Origin of the sequence: Enterobacter sp. DC1, assembly GCF_000568075.1 — a bacterium.
Taxonomy (GTDB): Bacteria; Pseudomonadota; Gammaproteobacteria; order Enterobacterales; family Enterobacteriaceae; genus Enterobacter; species Enterobacter asburiae.
Window position 1 is genome coordinate 1,205,806 of sequence record NZ_AZUA01000001.1, and the last position, 22,628, is coordinate 1,228,433.

Here is a 22,628-nt window from a genome sequence, read left to right on the forward strand (position 1 = left end):
TATTTGTCGTGCTGATATATTGTCAACCACGTTTGCGAGTAATTTCGACTGAGGAAACTATAAAACATTTACACCGTGAATGTGATTAAAAATCTGTCCAAAAGGAGATCGTGTAAAGCGGCGTTGGGTAACCCGAAGGATTACCCCTGCCCGTAGCGCTCTAACAGCGCCTCCGCGATAGCCAGCGTTTCGCGATCGGCCACGCCGTCCCAGCGCGCCGGGCGAAAATGCATCTGAAACGCGACGATCACGCGCTTCTGCTGCGCGTTCGTCATGTTATCGGTCACCTCATAGCCGTAGCGCGCCAGCAGATCGAGCAGCACCTTCGGCTCCACGAGCTCGTCGCGCGGCCTGCCGTTAAGGTAAAACGCCACCCGCGCCGGGTCGGGCCATGCACCAATCCCCTGCTGCGCCAGCTCACGCCACGGGAACAGCGGGCCGGGATCGTCTTTACGCTGCGGAGCGATGTCCGAATGGGCAACCACATTTTCAGGCCTGATGTTGTAGCGGGTAATAATGTCTCTGGCGAGCGGAACCAGCGCCGCAATTTGCGCAGGCTCAAACGGCGTAAAATGCTTAACGCCCGACGTTTTTTGCCAGCCGCGGTTCTCCAGCTCAATGCCGACAGACGTATCGTTGATGCGGTTGGTGCCGCGCCAGAAGCTGATGCCCGCATGCCAGGCCAGTTCGCTTTCGGGTACCAGCTGCCAGATGCGCGGCTTACCGTCCGGTGCCGGGGGTTTAGCCGGGATCAAATAGTGAGAGCTGACGTTCTTATCCGTCAGCGTGGCCAGCGAGCTGTCAAAGTCATCCGCGGTGTAGTGGATCACCAGCACCTTGATGCGCGGATAAGCCGCCTGCGCCTGATGGCGCGTGTTCAGCTCGTAGGCGCCTTTATCGATGATCCCTTTTTCGGTGGCACACCCTGCCAGCAGCAGCGCCAGCAGGAGCGTGGCAAGCGAACGCTTCATCGGAGAGTTTTCACCGCCGTACCGCTTACGCTCACCATCAGCATGCTGGCATCTTTTCCGACCGTTTCGTAGTCGATATCAATCCCCACGACCGCATCAGCGCCGAGGGCTTCCGCCTGCTCGCCAAGCTCTTTAAAAGCGATTTCACGCGCTTTGCGCAGCTCTTTTTCGTATGCGCCCGAGCGGCCGCCAACGATATCGCGGATGCCGGCAAAAAAGTCGCGGAAGATATTGGCGCCCAGAATCGCTTCGCCGGTAACCACACCGCAATACTCGGTAATTGTCTGCCCTTCCAGGGTTGGCGTTGTTGAAAACTGCATGGTTTCTCTCCTTCTTTAGCGTTCAATGCCTTAGGCACAGCATTATCGGTTCGTTACGCTATGATTGAAAGGATAGTTAATAAATAAGGAAATCAACATGCGCTATTCTGCTTTAACACTTTTGGTGCCCTGCGCGCTGGTGCTCAGCGCCTGTACCACCACGGTCACGCCAGCCTTTAAGGATATCGGTACCCGCAGCGGCCCCTGCATTGAGGGCGGCCCGGACGCCGTGGCGCAGCAGTTCTATGATTATCGCATTCAGCACCGCAGCAACGATCTCACCGGCCTGCGCACGTATCTGAGCGACGGTCTGGCAAAACTGCTTAACGACGCCACCCGCGATCCTCAGCACAACACATTGCTGAAATCCGATCCGTTCTCCAGCCGAACCACGCTGCCGGACAGCGCCGAAGTGGCCAGCGCGTCAACCATCCCGAATACCGATGCCCGCAATATTCCGCTGCGCGTGAAGCTGACGCAGGGAACCCAAACCTGGCAGGATGAAGTGCTGATGATCCGTGAAGGACAGTGCTGGGCGGTTGATGACGTGCGCTACGTTGGCGGCAGCGTTCATGCCCCGGCAGGCACGCTTCGCCAGTCGATTGAGAATCGCTAAACCCGCCGATACAACCTGGTAACCCCCGTAAAATGTGCGGCATTTCATGCGGAATGCCGACATTTATACTCGCCGACCTTACCGTTCGCTATTTTGTGCTATGTTTAAGAGGAAATACGGGTTATATTTAACTTTTAACGCATAAATATTGCATAACTATTCTGTCAACGGTACTATCTGCGGCCTCAATTGCTATAGATTGCCTGGATGAGTAAAGACTGCCCCGATGAGTATTAAACTAAACGGCATTAACTGCTTCTACGGCGCACACCAGGCGCTGTTTGACATCACGCTGAACTGCCCGGAAGGCGAAACGCTGGTTTTGCTTGGCCCAAGCGGTGCAGGCAAAAGCTCCCTTCTGCGCGTCCTTAATCTGCTTGAAATGCCCCGTTCAGGTACGCTGGCAATTGCCGGTAACCATTTTGACTTCGCGAAAACGCCGTCTGATAAAGCGATTCGCGAACTGCGTCAAAACGTCGGCATGGTCTTCCAGCAATACAATCTCTGGCCGCATCTGACCGTCCTGCAAAACCTGATTGAAGCGCCGTGCCGCGTGCTGGGATTAAGCAAGGATCAGGCTATCGCCCGTGCCGAAAAGCTGCTGGATCGTCTGCGCCTTAAGCCCTACAGCGACCGCTATCCGCTGCACCTTTCCGGTGGTCAGCAGCAGCGCGTGGCCATTGCCCGCGCGCTGATGATGGAGCCTGCGGTACTGCTGTTTGATGAGCCAACCGCGGCGCTGGATCCGGAAATCACCGCCCAGATCGTCAGCATCATTCGCGAGCTGGCGGAAACCAATATTACGCAGGTTATAGTCACCCACGAAGTGGAAGTGGCGCGTAAAACCGCCAGCCGTGTGGTCTATATGGAAAACGGTTATATCGTTGAGCAAGGTGATGCGGGCTGCTTCGCGAACCCGCAAACCGATGCCTTCAAAAACTATTTATCTCATTGATTGTGTCAGGGGAAATATAATGAAAAAAGTATTACTTGCCGTGCTGCTTGCTGGCGTTACCCTTTCCGCTACCGCAGCCCAGACCATTCGTTTCGCCACGGAAGCCTCTTACCCTCCGTTTGAGTCGATTGATGCGAACAACAAAATTGTTGGCTTCGACGTGGACCTGGCTAACGCCCTGTGTAAAGAGATTGACGCGACCTGTACCTTCAGCAACCAGGCGTTCGACAGCCTGATCCCAAGCCTGAAGTTCCGCCGCATCGACGCCGTGATGGCCGGTATGGACATCACCCCGGAGCGTGAAAAGCAGGTGCTGTTCACCACCCCTTACTACGACAACTCCGCCCTGTTCATTGGTCAGAAAGGTAAATTCACCTCTGTCGATCAGCTGAAAGGCAAAAAAGTTGGCGTGCAGAACGGCACCACGCACCAGAAATTCATCATGGACAAACATCCGGAAATCACCACCGTTCCGTATGACAGCTACCAGAACGCGAAGCTGGATCTGCAAAATGGCCGTATCGACGGCGTATTTGGTGATACCGCGGTCGTGACCGAGTGGCTGAAGGCCAACGATAAACTGGCGCCAGTGGGCGACAAAGTGACCGATAAGGATTACTTCGGTACCGGTCTGGGGATTGCCGTTCGTCAGGGCAACACTGAGCTGCAGCAGAAATTCAACGCTGCGCTGGAAAAAGTGAAGAAAGACGGCACCTACGAAACCATCTACAAAAAATGGTTCCAGAAGTAATTCCTGATGAATGAAATTTTTCCTTTAGCAAGCGCCGCCGGGATGACCGTCGGCCTTGCCGTTTGCGCACTGATTATCGGCCTCGTGCTGGCGATGTTCTTTGCGGTGTGGGAATCCGCGAAATGGTTCCCCGTCGCCTGGACAGGCTCCGCGCTGGTCACCGTGCTGCGTGGGCTACCGGAAATTCTGGTGGTCCTGTTTATCTATTTCGGCTCCTCGCAGCTGCTGCTGACGCTGTCGGACGGCTTCACGATCAATCTTGGCTTTGCGCAGATCCCGGTGCAGATGCAGATTGAAAACTTCGACGTCAGCCCGTTCCTGTGCGGCGTGATTGCCCTCTCCCTGCTCTACTCCGCGTACGCGTCGCAAACCCTGCGCGGTGCGCTGAAGGCCGTGCCGCAGGGTCAGTGGGAGTCGGGTCAGGCGTTAGGCCTGTCGAAATCAGCCATCTTCTTCCGTCTGGTCATGCCTCAGATGTGGCGCCATGCCCTGCCGGGCCTCGGTAACCAGTGGCTGGTGCTGCTGAAAGATACCGCGCTGGTGAGCCTGATAAGCGTTAACGATTTGATGCTGCAAACCAAAAGCATCGCCACCCGCACCCAGGAGCCTTTTACCTGGTACATTGTGGCGGCGGCTATCTACCTGGTGATCACGTTGCTCAGTCAGTACATCCTCAAGCGTATTGACCTGCGTGCGACGCGCTTTGAACGGAGACCAGGCTGATGCTTGAATATTTCCCCGAGCTGATGAAAGGGCTGCACACCAGCCTGACGCTGACCGTGGCGTCCATTATCGTGGCGCTGATTCTGGCCCTTATCTTCACCATCATCCTGACGCTGAAAACGCCGGTGCTTGTGTGGATTGTGCGCGGCTACATCACCCTGTTTACCGGTACGCCGCTGCTGGTGCAGATCTTCCTGATTTACTACGGCCCGGGCCAGTTTCCGTCGCTGCAGGATTATCCGGTTATCTGGCATCTGCTCTCTGAACCGTGGCTGTGTGCTCTGATTGCCCTTTCGCTGAACAGTGCGGCCTATACCACCCAGCTGTTCTACGGGGCGATCCGCGCCATTCCTGAAGGTCAGTGGCAGTCCTGCGGAGCGCTGGGCATGAGCAAGAAAGACACGCTGGCGATCCTGCTTCCGTACGCCTTTAAGCGCGCGCTCTCCTCTTACTCCAACGAAGTGGTGCTGGTGTTCAAGAGTACCTCTCTGGCCTACACCATCACCCTGATGGAGGTGATGGGTCACGGACAGCTGCTCTATGGACGCACCTATGACGTGATGGTGTTCGGTGCGGCAGGCGTGGTTTACCTGGTGGTTAACGGTCTGTTGACGCTGATGATGCGCCTGATCGAGCGTAGAGCGCTGGCGTTTGAGCGCAGATCGTAGGCCGGGTAAGCGCAGCGCCACCCGGCAAGAAGTGCATAAATGTGATTAATCAATGCGGGTAACTTTTTGGTTATCCGCTTTTTTTTTCCAAAAAAATAATACTTAATCATTTTTATTGCATATAAATTCATTAAATGGCATTGTACATCCATGCCGCAGACACGGCGCATAAATAAGACAGACGGGAGCATTACAATGAAAAAGTTAGTTCTGGCCGCATTACTCGCCACCTTCGCCGCTGGCGCATCCGCTGCTGATAAAATCAATTTTGGCGTGTCCGCCACCTATCCGCCGTTTGAATCGCTGGATGCCAGCAACCAGATCGTGGGTTTCGATATCGACCTGGCGAAAGCGCTGTGCAAACAAATGCAGGCCGACTGCACCTTTACCAATCATGCCTTCGACAGCCTGATCCCGTCGCTGAAATTTAAAAAATACGATGCGGTGATCTCCGGGATGGACATCACGCCTGAGCGCAGCAAGCAGGTCGCGTTTACCGACCCGTACTACGCCAACTCTGCGGTCGTGATTGCGAAGAAAGGCGCTTATACCTCTTTCGATCAGCTGAAAGGTAAACGCATCGGAATGGAAAACGGCACCACGCACCAGAAATATCTCCAGGACAAGCATCCTGAAGTGAAAACCGTAGCCTATGACAGCTATCAGAACGCGATTATCGACCTGAAAAATGGCCGCATCGACGGCGTGTTCGGCGATACCGCCGTGGTGAACGAATGGCTGAAAACCAATCCGCAACTGGGCACCGCAACCGAGAAAGTGACCGATCCACAGTACTTTGGTACAGGCCTCGGCATCGCGGTACGTCCGGATAACAAAGCCCTGCTGGAAAAACTGAACGGCGCGCTGAAAGCGATTAAAGCTGACGGTACGTATCAGAAAATCAGCGAGCAGTGGTTCCCGCAGTAATCCTTTTTGCCGGGTGACTCGGCCTACGGGGGTGGTAGTCTGTAGGCCGGGTAAGGCGAAGCCGCCACCCGGCACTCCCTCACAGCGGCACAAAGAACCTGAACCGTGCCCCGCTCGCCGACTCCATCAGCCTGATCCCACCGCCGTGCAGCTCCAGCATACGTTTCACGATTAACAGCCCCAGCCCGCCGCGATTCTCCCGAGATGCCTGGGTATTCAACGCCGATGGCCGCTGGAACAGATCGTCGCGCAGCGAGGCATCCACGCCGGTTCCGCTGTCAGCCACTTCGACCTGAAGCCGTTCATTCTCCTGCCAGACCGCCAGACGAATTTCCCCGCCGCCAGGCGTATGGCGCATCGCGTTATCGAGCAGGTTGGTCACCACGCGTTCAATCATCGACACATCGGCGTTAATCAGCGGCAGCGGTCCCGGCACGTCAATATGCAGATTCACCTCGCGCGTGCGGGCGGTGAGCTCAAACTTCTGCGCCACGTCGGAAATCAGCTCCCCCATCGCGAAACGCTCGCGCTGCGGCTTAATGCCGCCGTGCTCTAGGCGCGCCAGCTCAAACAGCTGCTGCGAAAGATGACGGACTTTTTGCCCCTGTCGCAGCGCGGTGGCGAGATACTGCTGGTGCTCCTGCGGCGTCAGCGTGGCGGATTTTAGTGAAAGGGTTTCCAGATAGCCCAGCAGCGAGGTCAGCGGCGTACGGAGATCGTGCGAAATGTTGGCGATAAACTCCCGGCGCTGGCGATCGCTGTCGGCCAGCTGGTCCCACTGGCGGGTGATTTTGCGCGCCAGCTCGATAAAGCTGTTGCGCAGGATCGCCACTTCATCCTTTGCCGCCGCGTCCGACGGCTGCGCCGCCAGCTGCCTGATAGCACTTATGCTGTCCTGCTCCAGCCCGGCGACTTCTACCGTCAGCTGTTTTACCGGGCGCGTGACCCAGTACCAGACCAGTAAACCTGCCAGCAGGCCAAACAGCGCAACCCACAGCAATGACCACAGCACCGTGCTCCACAGCGCCTTATGCCAGGCCATCTCCGCCAGCGCGTTGGACTCCTCGCCCTGTAAAATAATGTAGAGGTAGCCTTTTAGCTCGCCGTCCTGCCGCAGCGGCGTGGCGCTAAAGACCTTTTTATTTTGACTGCGCGGGTCGTCGCCCAGGATCGGAATGGCGGTACCGCTCAGGAAAGTCTGCACCGGCGCCAGGTCGATTTTTTGCCGCTGAATATGGCCCGGCGGTGCGGCATCGGCCAGGATATCGCCGTCCGGGGAGACGACGTACAGCTCAACGCTCGGATTAAAGGTCATCAGCCGATCGAACAGCGGCTTGAGAGCCGTTCGATCGACCCTGCCCTGCGCGTCCAGAATCGATTCGCGCTGAACGATCTGCTGCGCCAGCCCTCCCGACAGCCGCTGCACCATCGCGTTACCGTACTGCGTACTGGTGTAGAGCTGTACCGCGCAGGCGACGGTGGCGCAGAGCATCATCAGCAGGATGAACAGCAGCGTCAGGCGCTGGCTCAGGCTAAAGCGGCGCATCATGATTTGGCTCCGCAAATTTATAGCCCTTGCCCCAGACGGTGCGAATAATCTCCGGCTCGGCGGCGTCCTTCTCAATCTTGATGCGCAGGCGGTTAATATGGGTGTTAACGGTGTGCTCATAGCCTTCGTGCTGATAGCCCCAGACCTGCTCCAGCAGCGCCAGACGCGAAAAGACCTCGCCGGGATGACGAGCAAAGAAGTAGAGCAGCTCGAATTCACGCGGGGTGAGATCCACCACCTGGCCATGAAGCAGCACGCTGCGCGCCAGCGGATCGATGGTCAGACCGTGGGCCTGAATTTGACCGTCGGTTTGCGCCTGCCCCATCGCCTGCTGGCGGCGGAACAGCGCTTTGATGCGCGCAATGAGTTCCTGCACCGAGAACGGCTTCGCCAGATAATCATCGGCGCCGGTTTCCAGCCCGGTAATGCGGTCGGTCTCGCTGCTGCGGGCGCTGATGATGATCACCGGCAGGTAGCGCGTCATCTGACGGATGCGGCGGCAAATCTCCAGACCGTCAACGTTGGGCAGCATCAGGTCGAGGATCACCGCATCCCACGGCTGTTTTTCAAGACGCTGTAAGGCCTTGCCCCCGTCGGGCTCGTGGGTGATGGCGTAGCCTTCGTCTTCTAAATTGAGTCGCAGAAGCGCCGCGATATCGTGGTCGTCTTCCACCAGCAGGATCTGCTTCATGGGTAAGCCTTCAATCATTTCTTATGACGTAAGCTTACCTGATTTCGAGCGGGGGAAGAGTTCACATTTTGTTGAACATTGTGCGGGGTTCATGCCGGGTGGCGGCTACGCCTTACCCGGCCTACTCCAGATTGTAGGCCCGGTAAGCGCAGCGCCACCGGGCGATGTTTAGGATTAGCGCGTTTTCACCAACAACGTCAGCACTTCATAATGCGCGGTATGCGGGAACATATCGAAAAGCTGCACGCGTTCAATGCGGTAGCCCGGCAGGCTGGCGATGTCTTTCGCCATGGTCTGGGCGTTACAGCTGGAATAGACGATGTACTCGGGTGCCATCTGGCTCAGGTAGTCGCACAGCGCCTTGCCGATGCCGCGGCGCGGCGGGTTGACCAGCACCAGCTCCGGCACGTTGCCCTGGCCGGTCGCAAACTGCGTGGAATCCAGCGCCTGGAAGTGCAGATTCGTTAACCCCAGCCCGGCGGCGGACTGTTTCGCGCAGGCAATCGCTTCGGCAGAGATCTCAATGCCGGTGAGCTGCATCTCTGGCGTGGCGCAGTGCAGACCAAAGCCGCCCACGCCGCAGAAGAGATCCCACATATGATGGACGTTTAACGCACGAACCCAGTCGCGGGCGGTGGCGTACAGGCTGCTTGCCACGGTCGGGTTGGTCTGGAAGAAGCTTTGCGGGCGGATCCACAGCGGCACGCCGTTGAAGCTTTCGGCCAGCGCGTGCTGGTCGGTGAAGAAAACCTCTTTCTCCCCTTCCATGATCGCCATATGCACCGGCTGAATATTCGCCGTAATGACCTTAAGCTGCGGAAGCTGTTCCTGCAGCCACGGCAGCGCCGCGCGCAGCTGCTCGAGCTTGGCTTCCGAACGCAGCACGAAGCGCAGCATCATGCCGCCGTCTTTCTGGCTTTCCGTTAGCAAAAGGTATTTTAACTCACCGCGCCTGCGGGCGACGTTGTAAGGCGTTAACCCTGCACGCGCAATAAAGGGTTTCAGTGCGGCAAAGACGGGCTCAAACGAGGCGGGATACAGCGGGCAGTCGGTTAAGTCTTCCGGCGTGCCGTCGCGGTGCAGCATCCCCAGCAGCGGTTTTTCAACGCTGCCGCTGACCACCATTTTGGCTTTATTACGAAAGCCCTGCTCCGGGCCGCTGACGGGTGCGCACCACTCGCCCACCGCGTGCGCTGCCAGCAGCTGTTGCAGGTCGGCCATTTTGGCGGTGAGTTGTTGAGAGACCGGCTGTTCTATCCACTGACAGGAGCGGCAGCGTCCGGCGTCATAGAGTGCGCACTGCATATGAAAACCTTAAGGATCACGAGGGCTGCGATTATACACATTATTGCAGGCGGAAGAACCGCCGACTGGAGGCGGGGATAAAAAGCAGGAACAGAACCAGCATGTCCGGGAGTTTTTGCATAAACAGCGCGCGCAGGATCTCGCGTTTGGATTCCCCCGCAATGCTGAACAGCTCCGGGTAGCCGTATCCCAGCGAGGCGGCCCACAGATAGCTGGCGGCGGTAATTTGCGTCAGCAGGTAGACCCAGCGCGCCCAGTTGCGCCCTTTGACCAGCGAAAACGCGCAGTAGATCTCGATAAACACCAGCACCAGGCTGCTCAAAAAGACCAGCGTCAGATTCCACGTCTGCACGCTGCGGTGAATGAATTCACCGATGCCGCGCACGCCCAGGGTGTTCAGAATCATTAGCACGTCCAGGCAGCGGATCATAATAATGGCGAGCGCCGCCACCTGAACCAGAGCAGGTACGTTAGGACGCGCGTGCGTAGTACGTGATTTTTTTAATAATCCCAATGTTTTACTTCCCTGAAAAACAGTGCCGCGTCATGCGCGGCACTTCACTGGAAATTTTAAATCCTTCAGCCGCGTCTTGCACGCTGGATATCGCGCACGCGCTGTTTTTCCGCGCGCGCCATCAAATACCAGGCGATAAACCCGACAATTCCGACCACGCCGAGGATGATGGAAGCCAGGGCGTTGATCTCCGGGTTGACTCCCATGCGCACGCTGGAGAAGACCAGCATCGGCAGCGTCGTCGCGCCCGGTCCGGAGACAAAGCTGGCGATAACCAGATCGTCCAGCGACAGCGTAAACGCCAGCAGCCAGCCGGAGATCACCGCCGGCATAATCATCGGCAGGGTAATGATGAAAAAGACCTTCAGCGGCGTCGCGCCAAGATCCATCGCCGCCTCTTCAATGGAGCGATCCAGCTCGCGCATGCGCGAGGAGATCACTACCGCCACGTAGGCCGTACAGAAGGTGACGTGCGCCAGCCAGATGGTGAGCATGCCGCGATCCGCCGGCCAGCCGATGGCGTGCGCCAGGGCCACGAACAGCAGCAGCAGCGCGAGTCCGGTGATCACGTCCGGCATGACCAGCGGCGCGGTGATCATAAAGGCGAACCCGTTTGAGCCGCGAAAACGCCCGAAGCGCACCATCACCAGCGCGGCGATCGTGCCCAGCACCGACGCCATTGTCGCCGCAAGGGCAGCAATGGTCAGGCTCAGCCCCACCGCGCTCATCATCGCATCGTCGTGAAACAGCTCGCTGTACCAGCGCGTCGACCAGCCCGCCCAGACCGTTACCAGCTTAGAGCTGTTGAAGGAGTAAATCACCAGCATCAGCATCGGCGCATACAGGAAGGTAAAGCCGATAACGAGAATCGCAATTCGCCACGGGGAGCGCACTACCGGTAAGTTGTTCATCCGTGGTCTCCCATCTGTTTCTGCTGATGCTTGTGGAACCACATGATCGGCACGATCAGCAGCAGGAGCATAACAATCGCTACCGCCGAGGCCACCGGCCAGTCGCGGTTATTGAAGAACTCCTGCCACAGCACGCGGCCAATCATGATGCTGTCCGGGCCGCCGAGCAGTTCAGGGATCACAAACTCCCCTACCGCCGGGATAAAGACCAGCATTGACCCGGCGATAATGCCGCCTTTGGTCAGCGGGACAATGACGCTGAAGAAGGTTTTTAACGGACGGGCGCCAAGATCGAGCGACGCTTCCACCAGCGAATAATCAATGCGCGTCAGCGCCGTGTAGATCGGCAGCACCATAAACGGCAGATAGGCGTACACAATACCGATATAGACCGCGAGGTTGGTGTGCAGGATCGTCAGCGGCTGATCGATAACCCCAAGCCACATGAGAAAGTTGTTCAGCACGCCGTTGTTTTTCAGGATCCCCATCCAGGCGTAAACGCGGATCAGGAACGAGGTCCACGACGGCAGGATCACCAGCAGCAGCAGGATGTTACGCGTCGACGGCTTGCTGTGCGCCACCGCCCACGCCAGCGGGTAGCCCATCACCAGACAGCAGAGCGTCGAAATCGCCGCCACCTGCAGCGACTGCAGATACGCTTCGAAATAGAGCGGATCGTCGGTGAGCTGCAGGAAGTTGCCTAGATTAAGCGTCAGCGTCAGCTGCCCGTCGGCCCAGTCCAGCAGGTTGGTATAGGGCGGGATCGCCCGCGCCATTTCCGCCAGGCTTATCTTGAAAACAATCAGGAACGGCAGCAGGAACAGCAGGATCAGCCACACATACGGCATGGCAATCACCAGCTTGCGGCCGTGGTTCATCTGCATGCGCGTTAGCCACTGGGCAAAACCGCCCGGCTTTTCTGCGCGAGCTGGAGGTTCAAGTGCACTCATTTGCAGCTCCTTATACCGTCAGCACTACGCAACTGTCAGCATCCCAGCACAGGCGCACTTCGTCGCCCCATGTTGGTTGCCCCTTGCGGTAGCGATGTTCGTTCTGTAGCTGCGCGCTAAGCATCTGCCCGCTTTTCAGCCGCACGTGGTAGATAGACAAATCGCCCAGATAGGCAATGTGCACCACTTCCCCAACGGCAAAGTTATAACCATCGGCAGGCGGATCCTCGCAGAGCATGATTTTCTCCGGACGCAGCGCGACGTAGACCGGCACGTTATCCACCACCGAGTTATCAGGATCGACCTTAAGCGGATGCTGCAGCCCCGGCGATTCGATGACCAGGCCATCCTCCTGACGATCTTTCAGCAGCCCTTCAAAGACGTTGACCGAGCCGATAAACTCCGCGCTGTAGCGGGTGGTCGGGTGCTCATAAATCTCTTCCGGCTCGCCAATCTGCACGAACTTCCCGCGGTTCATGATCGCAATACGCCCGGCCATGGTCATCGCCTCTTCCTGGTCGTGGGTGACCATCACGCAGGTCACCCCCACGCGCTCGAGGATATCCACCACTTCGAGCTGCATGCGGTCGCGCAGCTTTTTATCCAGCGCGCCCATCGGCTCGTCGAGCAACAGCAGTTTCGGGCGTTTTGCCAGACTGCGGGCCAGGGCCACGCGCTGGCGCTGGCCGCCGGAGAGCTGGTGCGGCTTACGCTTCGCGAACTCCTGCATGTGCACTAGGCTCAGCATTTCGGCCACGCGCGCGGTAATTTCGGCCTTCGGCAGCTTGTCCTGCTTCAGGCCAAAGGCGATGTTCTGCTCCACCGTCATGTGCGGGAACAGCGCGTAAGACTGGAACATCATGTTAATCGGGCGCTGATACGGCGGCACGCTGGAGAGATCCACGCCATCGAGCATGATTTGCCCGGCGGTGGGCTGTTCAAAACCGGCCAGCATACGCAGCAGGGTCGATTTACCGCAGCCAGAAGCCCCCAGAAGGGCAAAAATTTCGCCTTTATAGATAGTCAGGCTGACGTCGTCCACGGCATGCTGGCCATCGAAAGATTTGGTGAGGTTACGAATTTCAAGAAGCGGGGTCAGCGCTTTACGGACTTTCGCCTGCGGGCGGGGGATCGCGTCATTCACGGGGTGTTCTCCGGCATAGATCAATACTGGTGCAAACGCACCGTCAGGGTGCGCATCGCCGGGCGGCGCTAACGCTTGCCCGGCCTACGGGTTGTAGAGGCCCGGTAGGCGATAGCGCCACCGGGCAACAATACCCAACGCCGTTATTTACCGCTTTTCACCTTGGTCCACGCGCGGGTACGCACGCGGTCAATTTTTGGATCCTGAACTTTCAGGGTGAAGAGCTTGGCGAACACATCCGCCGGCGGATAGATAGCCGGGTTGTTACGGATTTCTTCGCTTACCAGCGGCACGGAGGCCTTGTTACCGTTCGCGTAGTAAACGTGGTCGCTGATGTGGGCGATCACCTCAGGACGCATCAGGTAGTTGAGGAACTGATAGGCTTCGTCTTTGTTCTTCGCATCAGCCGGCATCGCGAAGACGTCGAAGAAGGCCAGCGCCCCCTCTTTCGGAATGAAGTAAGAGACGTTCACGCCGTTTTTCGCCTCTTTCGCGCGGTTAGCCGCCTGCCACACGTCACCTGCCCAGCCGATCGCGACGCAGATGTCGCCGTTCGCCAGGTCATTGATGTACTGAGACGAGTGGAAGTAACGAATGTTTGGACGCAGCTTCAGCAGCAGATCGGTCGCCGGGCCGGTGTAATCATCGGCTTTACTGCTGTTCGGGTCTTTGCCCAGGTAGTTCAGCACGGTCGCGAAAATCTCTTCCGGCGCATCGAGGAAGGAGACGCCGCAGCTTTTCAGCTTCTCAAGATTTTCAGGCTTCAGCACCACGTCCCAGCTGTCCAGCTTAACGTCAGGGCCGAGCACCGCTTTGACTTTATCCACGTTGTAGCCGATACCGGTGGTCGCCCACAGGTAAGGCATGGCGTATTTGTTGTCCGGGTCATGCTTCGCCACCAGCTTCAGCACTTCCGGATCGAGGTTTTTCCAGTTCGGTAACTTGCTCTTATCCAGCGGCTGGAAGACGCCTGCCGTCAGCTGGCGCTCGAGGAAGCTTGCGGAAGGCACCACGAGATCAAACCCGGTGCTCCCCGCCATCAGTTTTCCTTCCAGCACTTCGTTGGAATCGAAAACGTCGTAGACCACTTTAATGCCGGTCTCTTTTTCAAAATTCGCCACCGTGTCCGGCGCAATATAGTCAGACCAGTTGTAAACGTGCAGCGTTTTTTGTTCCGCAGCGAGCGTGCCGGCAGAGACGGCCATCAGAGCACCCGCAACCAGACCCGATAACCATTTTTTATTCAAGGCGATCATATCTTTATTCCTTCTGAAAGCTCGTTAACAAACGAACTAAAACTGTGCAATCTGAAGATATGCAATAATCATGCATAGTTTGTCGCTCTGCCCAAAATAAAAAGAAACCTCTTTACCCGGCAGCTTCCGCTCGCTTTTTTAAGCATCGCAAGAATAACTGTAGCCCGTGTCTCCGGCTATAGCCCAGACGAAAAAACGCCTTTTATCAATTTTTTATGCAGGTTATGTCTACGTGATAAGCCGAAATGGCCTTCAGGGAGGTGAAAAATTCTTTAAAGAAAGGTTAAAAGCAGCAGAAAAAATGGCCTTCTGCAGCCGCTATGGCAGCGACTGCGCAAAAGTCAGACAGGCTTAGTGAAGAAAATTGGGAGATGCATCATTATTCTCTGCATCGTCTTCCGCGCTATACAGCAGATGGTGTGCATTGGCTTCCATCATGACCATGGAAATTTGCTCTTCGCTCAAGCGCATAAACGCGGAGAACTGCTTGAACGACAGCCCGGCACCGGAGAATAAAGACTGGCAAACGACCAGCTTTGGCAGATTATCATCCTGTATGTCGAGAAATGCTTTCACCGTCAAAGAACTGGCGTTGATCGCCGACAGGTCGGAGGCCAGCGCCAGCAGCGCAGACGGCTTCACTTCGGCCAGCGCGGAGAAAAGGATCACGTCGTTAATGAGATCGATTTTGGCATCGAAAATGCCGTCGAAATTCTGCATATGAGGCAAATGCAGCGCCTGGCAGGAATCGCATTCGAAGAACGTAATTCCGGCATCATCAAGCCATTGACGTAACGTATCCAGTGTAGGTACGACCTGTAAATCCATCGCTGTGCAGCCTCTTAAATAAAAACTTCGCATAGATTACGCAAAAAGTGCGTTCAATACCATTTAACCGCCCGTTTTCAGACAGTAACCCGGCGTGGCATGGCGCTCGATCCATGAGATCATTTTACCCGCAATATCGACACCTGTGGTTTTTTCCACGCCTTCCAGCCCCGGCGAGGCATTCACCTCCATGACCAGCGGCCCGCGCGTCGCCCGCAGCAGGTCTACGCCCGCCACGTCCAGCCCCAGGGTTTGCGCCGCTTTGACGGCAATTTCCCGTTCGCGATCGCTGATATCAGCGATTCTTGCAATGCCGCCGCGGTGAAGATTAGAGCGGAAATCGCCCTCTTTCGCCTGCCGCTCGATGGCCGCCACCACCTCATTGCCGACCACGAAGCAGCGGATGTCGCGCCCTTTCGCCTCTTCGATGTACTCCTGCACCAGAATGTGGGCATTGAGACCCCGAAAGGCATCAATCACGCTCTCCGCCGCCTGGCGCGTTTCCGCCAGCACCACGCCAATGCCCTGCGTACCTTCCACCAGCTTAATCACCAAAGGCGCGCCGCCCACCATATCGATAAGATCGCTGGTGTCGTCCGGTGAATGGGCAATCCCCGTGACCGGAAGATCGATTCCCTGACGGGCGAGGAGCTGCAGCGAGCGCAGCTTGTCGCGGGCGCGCGAAATGGCGACGGATTCGTTGAGCGGATAGCTGCCCAGCATCTCGAACTGGCGCAGCGCGGCGGTGCCGTAATAGGTAATCTGGGAGCCGATGCGGGGGATCACCGCATCAAAGTGCGGCAGCTTGCGGCCTTTGTAGTGAATCGACGAGGCAGCCGGGTCGATGTTCATATAGCAGGACATCGGGTCGAGGATCTCAACCTGATGCCCGCGTTTCGCCGCCGCGTCTCGCAGGCGCTTACATGAATAGAGCGTTCCATCCCGGGACAATATGGCAATTTTCACCCTGCACCTCTCTGAAGACATGGAAAAAGCCTGCATATCATATACGCAGGCAGGCGCAGGCGGAATGGACTATCGCGTCGCCCAGCCCTGTTTGTGCAGGTAATCAAGAATAAACGGGCGGTTCTCTTTAATGATGGTGCGACGAATATGGTCAGTCCAGGTATCGCGACGATTATTGCTGCCGCGCGTCAGGTAGTAGTTTGCCAGCTCTTCGTCATATTGATTCAGGACGTCCTGATCGACCGGCTGGTAGTGGTTTTCGTGCACCAGCATGGCGGCAGGAATGCGCGGCTTCAGATCCGGGTTATCCGCAGGCCAGCCGAGGCACAGGCCGAACAGAGGCAGGACGTGTTTTGGCAGCTTCAGCAGCTCGGTCACGCTTTCGATGTTGTTACGCAGGCCGCCGATGTAGACACCGCCCAAACCCAGCGACTCCGCCGCCGTAAAGGCGTTTTGCGCCATCAGCGCGGTATCCACCACGCCCAGCAGCAGCTGTTCGGCCAGCCCCAGCTCGGCTTCAGGGCAGATCTGCAGGTGGCGGTTAAAGTCGGCGCAGAACACCCAGAACTCCGCGGCCTGGGCCACATGCTTCTGCCCGCCGGTCAGCGTGACCAGCTGTTCACGCATGGCCGGGTCGGTGATGCGGATAATCGAGCTGCACTGCAGGAAGCTGGAACTGGAGGTCGCCCTGGCGCTGTTGATAATCGCTTCGCGCTGCGCCTCGGTAATCGGCTTATCGGTGAAGTGGCGAATGGAACGGTGGGATGTGAGCAGGTCTATGGTTGGCGTCATCTTGTCTCTCTTTGTCTTGCTTAAACCGTATGGCAGCCAGTATAGGCAATGATTTGCGCGGTGTAATTGGCGAAACATAGCCTTACTGTATCAAAGCGACAGGCGAAACCTTCTTTAATGGCGGCAGGTTATCGGGCACTATATGTCCTATTCGCCGTCAGGCTTGTTTTTTGAGGAGAGAGAAATGTTTGCAGTAATTTTTGGTCGTCCAGGGTGCCCTTACTGTGTGCGCGCGAAAGAGCTGGCTGAGAAACTGACCGAAGAGCGCGATGACTTCAACTTCCGCTACGTGGATATCCACGCGGAAGGCATCACCAAAGCGGATCTCGAAAAAACCGTCGGCAAGCCGGTTGAAACCGTACCGCAGATCTTCCTCGATCAGAAACACATCGGCGGTTGCACTGACTTTGAAGCTTACGCCAAAGAGCATCTGGGCCTGTTTGCCGCCCAGTAATGCGAAGACGCCCTCACCCTGAGGGCGTTTTTATTTGTGGTGCCGTCGATGCTTAATCAGGCTGCACACAAACAAATAGCACAGCGCGCCGAGGGCGCACCAGAAGACGCCGCTCAGCAACCACGCCAGCTCCTGCCAGAAACTTCGCGTTGATACATACAGCATGCGCATCAGCAGCAGACACAGCGGTGCAGCCAGCATTGCGCCAATAAGCGGCTTGACCACCTCCCCTTTACGGGAAAGAAAACTGGCAGCGGCTCCCGGCAGGGTAAAAAAGAGCAGCCCCAGCTCCGGGTGTCCGGCAGCTCTGAATGCCCCTTTCACATTAAAAGCGAGCGACATGCACACGACGGTAAACAGCAAAAAGCAGCTGATCACCCCCGCCCAGTTTCGTTTAATGTTCAAACTATCCTCCTGACTTATCTCTATCAAATACACCTTCGTCGGGTAGACGCCCAGTCAGATAAAGCAGTGCGGCAATCCTTGCCAAAGTACGCACAGGGTGATGCGATAATAGGTAGCTGTCAGTAGCTAATACGATTAAACTATCGGCCAGCTAATGTTTTAGGGAATAAATTAGGTAACAGGGAGGGTTGAACGCGTTCCCTGGCCCAGAAAACAGTAGCCCAAATAGTCCGTTCATTCAACAACTTACTGGTAAACAAGAAGTTAGCCTCCGTGAATATAAACGTCGCAGACTTGTTAAATGGGAATTACATCCTGTTATTATTTGTGGTACTGGCGCTGGGCCTTTGCCTGGGTAAATTGCGCCTGGGTTCAGTTCAACTTGGTAATTCCATTGGCGTTTTAGTCGTCTCCTTATTATTAGGCCAGCAGCACTTCAGCATTAACACGGACGCGCTCAACTTAGGCTTTATGCTGTTTATTTTTTGTGTTGGCGTGGAAGCGGGACCGAACTTTTTTTCAATTTTCTTCCGCGACGGCAAAAATTATCTGATGCTGGCGCTGGTGATGGTCGGCAGCGCGCTGCTGATCGCGTTAGGGCTGGGTAAACTGTTTGGCTGGGATATCGGGTTAACGGCCGGTATGCTGGCAGGCTCCATGACCTCCACCCCCGTGCTGGTGGGTGCAGGTGATACCCTTCGCCATTCCGGCATGGCCGGCGCGCAGCTCTCTACCGCGCTCGACCACCTGAGCCTGGGCTATGCCCTGACCTATCTGATTGGTCTGGTGAGCCTGATCGTTGGCGCACGCTACCTGCCAAAACTGCAGCACCAGGATCTGCAGACCAGCGCCCAGCAAATCGCCCGCGAGCGCGGTCTCGATACCGATTCCAAACGTAAAGTCTATCTCCCGGTGATCCGCGCCTATCGCGTCGGGCCAGAGCTGGTGGCATGGGCTGACGGCAAAAATCTGCGCGAGCTGGGGATTTACCGCCAGACGGGCTGCTATATCGAACGTATCCGCCGCAACGGCATTCTGGCAAACCCGGACGGCGACGCGGTGCTGCAGATGGGCGACGATATCGCGCTGGTGGGTTACCCGGACGCCCACGCCCGTCTCGACCCGAGCTTCCGTAACGGCAAAGAGGTGTTCGACCGCGACCTGCTCGACATGCGTATCGTCACCGAAGAGATTGTGGTGAAAAACCATAACGCCGTGGGCCGCCGCCTGGCGCAGCTGAAGCTGACCGACCACGGCTGCTTCCTCAACCGCGTGATCCGCAGCCAGATTGAGATGCCTATCGACGATAACGTCGTGCTCAACAAAGGCGACGTTCTGCAGGTCAGCGGCGACGCGCGACGCGTGAAAACCGTTGCCGACCGCATCGGCTTTATCTCCATTCACAGCCAGGTCACCGACCTGCTGGCCTTCTGCGCTTTCTTTATTGTTGGCCTGATGATCGGGATGATCACCTTCCAGTTCAGCAACTTCAGTTTCGGCATCGGTAACGCCGCCGGGTTGCTGTTTGCCGGGATCATGCTGGGCTTCCTGCGAGCGAACCACCCGACCTTCGGCTACATTCCGCAGGGCGCGCTGAACATGGTGAAAGAGTTCGGTCTGATGGTCTTTATGGCAGGCGTGGGCTTAAGCGCGGGCAGCGGTATCGGCCACAGCCTGGGCGCCGTCGGCTGGCAGATGCTGGTTTCGGGACTTATCGTTAGCCTGGTGCCGGTCGTAATCTGTTTCCTGTTCGGCGCCTACGTGCTGCGCATGAACCGCGCCCTGCTCTTCGGGGCCATGATGGGCGCGCGTACCTGTGCGCCTGCAATGGAAATCATCAGCGATACCGCGCGCAGCAACATCCCGGCGCTGGGGTATGCGGGCACTTACGCTATCGCTAACGTACTGCTTACGCTTGCGGGTACGCTGATCGTTATCATCTGGCCTGGACTCGGATAACTCCTAAGTTTGCGCGCGGGGAAAATTATTTTCGTTACGCGCAGAACTTTTTTATCAGGGGGCAGTCATAACTAGTGCCACTGCTTTTCTTTGATGTCCCCAATTTGTGGAGCCCATCAACCCCGCCGTTTTGGTTCAAGGTTGATGGGTTTTTTGTTGCCTGAAGTTCGTGACCTTCTATATCAGCCACTTACAGAGCCGCTTCGAGCAAGGTGGCGACAGAATGGCGGCAGCGCTAAAACTTGTCGCCTTAGAGCAACAGACTTACCTCTGATTTTTCTCCTTTCCCCCTTCAAAGTCATCGCCATCCGACGGTAAATGAATACAATCGTAAAAAAACCAGCAAGGAAAGCGTATGTTCGATTTTTACCCTGAGAAAACCTACAGCAGAACGGAAGTCATGAGCAGGCCAACTCCGGTTCCTGCAGTAAACGGTGTTTACTTTTGGTGGTTCAAAGAGATTCCTCCTGGGGTGCCAACAGAGGGTTGTATTACGGCTGAGGGCTACACTCTTCTCTACGTCGGCATTTCGCCTGACAAACGTGGGAAACCCAACAGCCGATCGAATTTAAGAAAGCGTCTCAAATCGCATTACAGCGGCAATGCGGCAGGCTCTACACTTCGACGCACGCTTGGCGTGCTACTGAGCGATATCAGTCACTTTCCCCTCCGCCGGGTTAGCTCCGGTTCCAGAATGACATTTACTCACCCAGGCGAACAGTGGCTTGACCTTTGGATGGAGCAAAATGCCAGGGTTCACTGGATACCGATAGATGCACCGTGGGAACTTGAGGACAAGTTGATCGCATCCGTTCCCCTGCCGTTAAATATCCAGGGAAATGCCCATAGTTTTAAACCCACACTTTCGGGAATGCGCACTCAGGCTGCAGCTGAAGCACGATTGATGGATATTGCAGATGAGCGGGATTTGAGAAGACGAGTAATGGCGCAGTAAAACCACGCCATCAACTCAGAATTAATATGCAAATTGTTCCTGCATGCCTTTCGGATGAGGCAGTGCTGAGCTAATTTTTGCGGGCGGCATACTGACCGCACGAAAGTATCATGTGTCACGAAGGTATGCCCACACTCAATGTTAGTGCACTGGTTGTATCGTTCTTTGGTTTCACTGGAAACCTGAAAGCTACTACGTGTATGCGCGGCCTGGCTGCACATCGGACAATTCATCATTTTGTTCAGCCCTCACTCTTAACCAGCTCGCAATAATGATACATTATTGTTCTCATTTTGGAACTAATCATTCAATGTCGAGCTCATCTATTTTCACTTCAAGATCCAAACTGGTCGTAAATCCACTATCCGGATTAACCGTATGCGTCAGGGTAGTAATGGTCCATTCCGTATCATCAATCGGCTGCTTGAAGCCACTGACCTTCACCGGCATTTCGGTGTAGAGATCTGCCCGCCCTTCTGCGAGCTGCAGAGAGAGGGAGGTCACCCCACGCTGCAGACGCTCCCACTGCACCTTTGCCGCCCGTTCCGCATTGCTGCGGTTGGCATAGGTCCGGTTCAGGACCAGCACGTTTTCATCCGTGCCCACCAGATAGTCCCCCTGCTTTTCCTCCGGCTCTTTGGTCGTGGTGGTTTTCTTTCGGCGGCGCTTCACCTGCGTGATTTATTTCTGCTTCGGTTCACGCGTAGTTACAGGGGTGTATCTATCTTCAGAGTGATACGAATGCAGCGCACGCGACAGGATTTGTATAGTCGCTGATACAATCAGGTATTGAGTAGAGTTGCTTCAAAGTAAGAAACAAATCAATTACTTCAATCCATCGAAATGCTATTATTAGAAAATCATTAACAATCAATTCATTTAAAATGATTTTAAACATACAATATTTGCGATTCTTAGCAGCTTTCACCGTCATTTTTGCTCATGCAAATCTTTCAATGTATGGCATACCTCCTTCATTAACCAACCTGGCAGCCATTGGTGTTGATATATTTTTTGTTATTAGTGGCTTTATAATGCCTTATATTATTTTCGCTGGCTGCGATCACAAAAAAGGAAAAATAAAATCGACTGCTGGTGAATTTTTTATGCATCGTTTTATCCGCGTATGGCCTATGTACTTTGTCTCTACCGCCGCTTTTATTTTTGTCTCTTATTTAAATGCGAATGGATTTATAAAAAACCCTACAACTGATTTTACATTTTATTTTAATGACTACCGATATAAAATAGACTACATAATACAGTCATTATCCTTTACGAATGATGCTCGCGGCCCCATATTAACCGCCGGCTGGACCCTTCAGCTTGAATTTGTATTTTACTCATTAATGGCACTATGCATTGTGGTTGGAATGAGAAAGTTTTGGCATTTCTTCTTTACCTTAGCTTGCTTTTTTACGCTTTTACAAATAGCTAAAAATCATTACCAAAGCGACATCATCAATCAACTATCAAGGCCTTTCCTGCTCGAATTTTTGAGTGGGATGTTTATTTATTACTTATTTTCCGCAAAAATACTTTTAAATAAACACATGTCGTTAATTTTAATTGGGGGATGTATCATTAGTATTTTTGCCCTGCCGATAAATTTAAATACCGACACCGAATTAAAAAGAGTTTTATTATGGGGTAGCATATCATCGATAATTGTATATTCCGCACTCTCACTAGAGCGCTATACGTTCAAATCATCATGGTTACTCTTTGCAGGAAACTCTTCCTATAGCTTATATCTAACACATGGAATCCTTGCACCTATAATTGCTTTCACAATAACAAGCAATGACGCATTGAATAAAATAAATTTAAGTATGTATTTATTACTTTACACAATCATCTGTCTCACAACGGCGTTCCTCTCATACAGATTTATAGAAACAAAATTAACAAAAGCGCTCAAAATGGTCTTTTTACGCCAAACAAGAATTTGATTACCAATGCCACTTTAAATTATCAAGTGGCTTATAAAAGAATTATCTAATAGCTAGCAATATTTT

Annotated in this window: 24 protein-coding genes and 2 pseudogenes; 10 read left to right on the top strand and 16 right to left on the bottom strand. The window is 55.1% G+C overall.

The features are described 5' to 3' along the window. Nucleotides 1-140 precede the first annotated feature (140 nt). Nucleotides 141-971, bottom strand: coding sequence for an N-acetylmuramoyl-L-alanine amidase (locus tag P346_RS15720; RefSeq protein ID WP_032658265.1), 831 nt, complete (start codon nt 969-971; stop codon nt 141-143). Then, a complete protein-coding gene (locus tag P346_RS15715) occupies nt 968-1,291 on the bottom strand; it encodes a heavy metal-binding domain-containing protein (RefSeq protein ID WP_023310944.1) in 324 nt (107 codons plus the stop codon). Before P346_RS15715 ends, P346_RS15720 begins: the two co-directional genes overlap by 4 nt. Nucleotides 1,292-1,388: 97 nt before the next feature. Here P346_RS15715 and P346_RS15710 point away from each other — a divergent pair, with 97 nt between their 5' ends. The 6 genes from P346_RS15710 to artJ all read left to right on the top strand — a co-directional run bounded on the left by P346_RS15710 (nt 1,389) and on the right by artJ (nt 5,931). Further along, nucleotides 1,389-1,907: a lipoprotein gene (locus P346_RS15710; RefSeq protein ID WP_032658267.1), complete on the top strand. Its 519-nt coding sequence runs from the start codon at nt 1,389-1,391 to the stop codon at nt 1,905-1,907. A gap of 226 nt (nt 1,908-2,133) precedes the next feature. After that, nucleotides 2,134-2,862, top strand: a complete 729-nt coding sequence (artP, locus tag P346_RS15705) for an arginine ABC transporter ATP-binding protein ArtP (RefSeq protein ID WP_023335075.1) — start codon at nt 2,134-2,136, stop codon at nt 2,860-2,862. A gap of 19 nt (nt 2,863-2,881) precedes the next feature. Then, nucleotides 2,882-3,613: an arginine ABC transporter substrate-binding protein ArtI gene (artI, locus tag P346_RS15700; RefSeq protein WP_008500032.1), complete on the top strand. Its 732-nt coding sequence runs from the start codon at nt 2,882-2,884 to the stop codon at nt 3,611-3,613. A gap of 6 nt (nt 3,614-3,619) precedes the next feature. After that, nucleotides 3,620-4,336 (top strand): arginine ABC transporter permease ArtQ, encoded by a 717-nt coding sequence (gene artQ, locus P346_RS15695; RefSeq protein ID WP_023310941.1) that lies wholly within the window; start codon nt 3,620-3,622, stop codon nt 4,334-4,336. Next, nucleotides 4,336-5,004 (top strand): arginine ABC transporter permease ArtM, encoded by a 669-nt coding sequence (artM, locus tag P346_RS15690; RefSeq protein ID WP_032658268.1) that lies wholly within the window; start codon nt 4,336-4,338, stop codon nt 5,002-5,004. The genes artQ and artM overlap by 1 nt, the downstream gene beginning before the upstream one ends. Before the next feature lie 195 nt (nt 5,005-5,199). After that, the gene (gene artJ, locus P346_RS15685) at nt 5,200-5,931 is read left to right on the top strand and encodes an arginine ABC transporter substrate-binding protein ArtJ (RefSeq protein WP_021240923.1); all 732 of its coding nucleotides are present in this window, start codon (nt 5,200-5,202) and stop codon (nt 5,929-5,931) included. Between the two features lie 79 nt (nt 5,932-6,010). Here artJ and P346_RS15680 read toward each other — a convergent pair whose 3' ends face one another. The 11 genes from P346_RS15680 to nfsA all read right to left on the bottom strand — a co-directional run bounded on the left by P346_RS15680 (nt 6,011) and on the right by nfsA (nt 16,837). Further along, on the bottom strand, nt 6,011-7,480 hold the full coding sequence (locus P346_RS15680; RefSeq protein WP_032658269.1) for a sensor histidine kinase: 1,470 nt from the start codon (nt 7,478-7,480) through the stop codon (nt 6,011-6,013). Next, on the bottom strand, nt 7,464-8,171 hold the full coding sequence (locus P346_RS15675) for a response regulator transcription factor (protein ID WP_029739450.1): 708 nt from the start codon (nt 8,169-8,171) through the stop codon (nt 7,464-7,466). Before P346_RS15675 ends, P346_RS15680 begins: the two co-directional genes overlap by 17 nt. A 174-nt stretch (nt 8,172-8,345) precedes the next feature. Further along, nucleotides 8,346-9,476, bottom strand: coding sequence for a 23S rRNA (uracil(747)-C(5))-methyltransferase RlmC (rlmC, locus tag P346_RS15670; protein WP_032658271.1), 1,131 nt, complete (start codon nt 9,474-9,476; stop codon nt 8,346-8,348). A gap of 40 nt (nt 9,477-9,516) precedes the next feature. Then, nucleotides 9,517-9,990 (bottom strand): YbjO family protein, encoded by a 474-nt coding sequence (locus P346_RS15665; RefSeq protein ID WP_029739448.1) that lies wholly within the window; start codon nt 9,988-9,990, stop codon nt 9,517-9,519. 65 nt (nt 9,991-10,055) lie between these two features. Then, on the bottom strand, nt 10,056-10,901 hold the full coding sequence (potI, locus tag P346_RS15660) for a putrescine ABC transporter permease PotI (RefSeq protein ID WP_029739447.1): 846 nt from the start codon (nt 10,899-10,901) through the stop codon (nt 10,056-10,058). Continuing rightward, complete coding sequence (potH, locus tag P346_RS15655) at nt 10,898-11,851, bottom strand: putrescine ABC transporter permease PotH (RefSeq protein WP_029739446.1); 954 nt, start codon at nt 11,849-11,851, stop codon at nt 10,898-10,900. The genes potI and potH overlap by 4 nt, the downstream gene beginning before the upstream one ends. A 10-nt stretch (nt 11,852-11,861) precedes the next feature. Further along, complete coding sequence (gene potG / locus P346_RS15650) at nt 11,862-12,995, bottom strand: putrescine ABC transporter ATP-binding subunit PotG (protein ID WP_024907855.1); 1,134 nt, start codon at nt 12,993-12,995, stop codon at nt 11,862-11,864. Between the two features lie 143 nt (nt 12,996-13,138). Next, the gene (gene potF, locus P346_RS15645; protein ID WP_023335062.1) at nt 13,139-14,251 is read right to left on the bottom strand and encodes a spermidine/putrescine ABC transporter substrate-binding protein PotF; all 1,113 of its coding nucleotides are present in this window, start codon (nt 14,249-14,251) and stop codon (nt 13,139-13,141) included. Between the two features lie 351 nt (nt 14,252-14,602). After that, entirely contained in the window at nt 14,603-15,079 is a 477-nt protein-coding gene (locus P346_RS15640) for a YbjN domain-containing protein (RefSeq protein WP_032658273.1), read from the bottom strand. A gap of 63 nt (nt 15,080-15,142) precedes the next feature. Then, nucleotides 15,143-16,045: a 30S ribosomal protein S6--L-glutamate ligase gene (gene rimK / locus P346_RS15635; RefSeq protein ID WP_032639049.1), complete on the bottom strand. Its 903-nt coding sequence runs from the start codon at nt 16,043-16,045 to the stop codon at nt 15,143-15,145. Nucleotides 16,046-16,114: 69 nt separating this feature from the next. Then, the gene (gene nfsA, locus P346_RS15630; RefSeq protein ID WP_032658274.1) at nt 16,115-16,837 is read right to left on the bottom strand and encodes a nitroreductase NfsA; all 723 of its coding nucleotides are present in this window, start codon (nt 16,835-16,837) and stop codon (nt 16,115-16,117) included. 184 nt (nt 16,838-17,021) lie between these two features. Here nfsA and P346_RS15625 point away from each other — a divergent pair, with 184 nt between their 5' ends. Beyond that, a complete protein-coding gene (locus P346_RS15625; protein ID WP_006809455.1) occupies nt 17,022-17,291 on the top strand; it encodes a GrxA family glutaredoxin in 270 nt (89 codons plus the stop codon). Nucleotides 17,292-17,321: 30 nt separating this feature from the next. On the opposite strand, the gene P346_RS15620 is transcribed toward P346_RS15625, so the two are convergent. Further along, on the bottom strand, nt 17,322-17,696 hold the full coding sequence (locus tag P346_RS15620; RefSeq protein WP_032658276.1) for an inner membrane protein YbjM: 375 nt from the start codon (nt 17,694-17,696) through the stop codon (nt 17,322-17,324). Between the two features lie 273 nt (nt 17,697-17,969). On the opposite strand from P346_RS15620, the gene P346_RS15615 reads away from it, so the two are divergent. Continuing rightward, the gene (locus P346_RS15615; RefSeq protein ID WP_029739442.1) at nt 17,970-19,655 is read left to right on the top strand and encodes an aspartate:alanine antiporter; all 1,686 of its coding nucleotides are present in this window, start codon (nt 17,970-17,972) and stop codon (nt 19,653-19,655) included. Between the two features lie 355 nt (nt 19,656-20,010). Continuing rightward, the gene (locus P346_RS23560) at nt 20,011-20,610 is read left to right on the top strand and encodes a GIY-YIG nuclease family protein (protein WP_032658278.1); all 600 of its coding nucleotides are present in this window, start codon (nt 20,011-20,013) and stop codon (nt 20,608-20,610) included. Between the two features lie 21 nt (nt 20,611-20,631). Here the strand turns inward: P346_RS23560 and P346_RS22345 are convergent. Together P346_RS22345 and P346_RS15605 are read right to left on the bottom strand one after the other, a co-directional pair. Then, nucleotides 20,632-20,846, bottom strand: a pseudogene (locus tag P346_RS22345) (ogr/Delta-like zinc finger family protein). Between the two features lie 67 nt (nt 20,847-20,913). Beyond that, nucleotides 20,914-21,315 (bottom strand): annotated as a pseudogene (locus tag P346_RS15605) (phage late control D family protein); the annotation flags it as partial. A 200-nt stretch (nt 21,316-21,515) separates the two neighbouring features. Between P346_RS15605 and P346_RS0121520 the strand changes: the two are divergent. After that, nucleotides 21,516-22,562, top strand: a complete 1,047-nt coding sequence (locus tag P346_RS0121520) for an acyltransferase family protein (protein ID WP_193743808.1) — start codon at nt 21,516-21,518, stop codon at nt 22,560-22,562. The last annotated feature ends 66 nt before the right edge of the window (nt 22,563-22,628 follow it).

Excerpts from the sequence above, each read along its gene's own strand:
- P346_RS23560 (WP_032658278.1), top strand. The coding sequence starts at position 20,011 with ATGTTCGATTTTTACCCTGAGAAAACCTACAGCAGAACGGAAGTCATG.
- P346_RS15680 (WP_032658269.1), bottom strand. The coding sequence starts at position 7,480 with ATGATGCGCCGCTTTAGCCTGAGCCAGCGCCTGACGCTGCTGTTCATC.
- artJ (WP_021240923.1), top strand. The coding sequence starts at position 5,200 with ATGAAAAAGTTAGTTCTGGCCGCATTACTCGCCACCTTCGCCGCTGGC.
- P346_RS15720 (WP_032658265.1), bottom strand. The coding sequence starts at position 971 with ATGAAGCGTTCGCTTGCCACGCTCCTGCTGGCGCTGCTGCTGGCAGGG.
- P346_RS15640 (WP_032658273.1), bottom strand. The coding sequence starts at position 15,079 with ATGGATTTACAGGTCGTACCTACACTGGATACGTTACGTCAATGGCTT.
- nfsA (WP_032658274.1), bottom strand. The coding sequence starts at position 16,837 with ATGACGCCAACCATAGACCTGCTCACATCCCACCGTTCCATTCGCCAC.
- rlmC (WP_032658271.1), bottom strand. The coding sequence starts at position 9,476 with ATGCAGTGCGCACTCTATGACGCCGGACGCTGCCGCTCCTGTCAGTGG.
- potH (WP_029739446.1), bottom strand. The coding sequence starts at position 11,851 with ATGAGTGCACTTGAACCTCCAGCTCGCGCAGAAAAGCCGGGCGGTTTT.
- P346_RS15715 (WP_023310944.1), bottom strand. The coding sequence starts at position 1,291 with ATGCAGTTTTCAACAACGCCAACCCTGGAAGGGCAGACAATTACCGAG.
- potI (WP_029739447.1), bottom strand. The coding sequence starts at position 10,901 with ATGAACAACTTACCGGTAGTGCGCTCCCCGTGGCGAATTGCGATTCTC.
- artI (WP_008500032.1), top strand. The coding sequence starts at position 2,882 with ATGAAAAAAGTATTACTTGCCGTGCTGCTTGCTGGCGTTACCCTTTCC.
- P346_RS15710 (WP_032658267.1), top strand. The coding sequence starts at position 1,389 with ATGCGCTATTCTGCTTTAACACTTTTGGTGCCCTGCGCGCTGGTGCTC.
- potF (WP_023335062.1), bottom strand. The coding sequence starts at position 14,251 with ATGATCGCCTTGAATAAAAAATGGTTATCGGGTCTGGTTGCGGGTGCT.
- artM (WP_032658268.1), top strand. The coding sequence starts at position 4,336 with ATGCTTGAATATTTCCCCGAGCTGATGAAAGGGCTGCACACCAGCCTG.
- artQ (WP_023310941.1), top strand. The coding sequence starts at position 3,620 with ATGAATGAAATTTTTCCTTTAGCAAGCGCCGCCGGGATGACCGTCGGC.
- P346_RS15625 (WP_006809455.1), top strand. The coding sequence starts at position 17,022 with ATGTTTGCAGTAATTTTTGGTCGTCCAGGGTGCCCTTACTGTGTGCGC.
- P346_RS15675 (WP_029739450.1), bottom strand. The coding sequence starts at position 8,171 with ATGAAGCAGATCCTGCTGGTGGAAGACGACCACGATATCGCGGCGCTT.
- artP (WP_023335075.1), top strand. The coding sequence starts at position 2,134 with ATGAGTATTAAACTAAACGGCATTAACTGCTTCTACGGCGCACACCAG.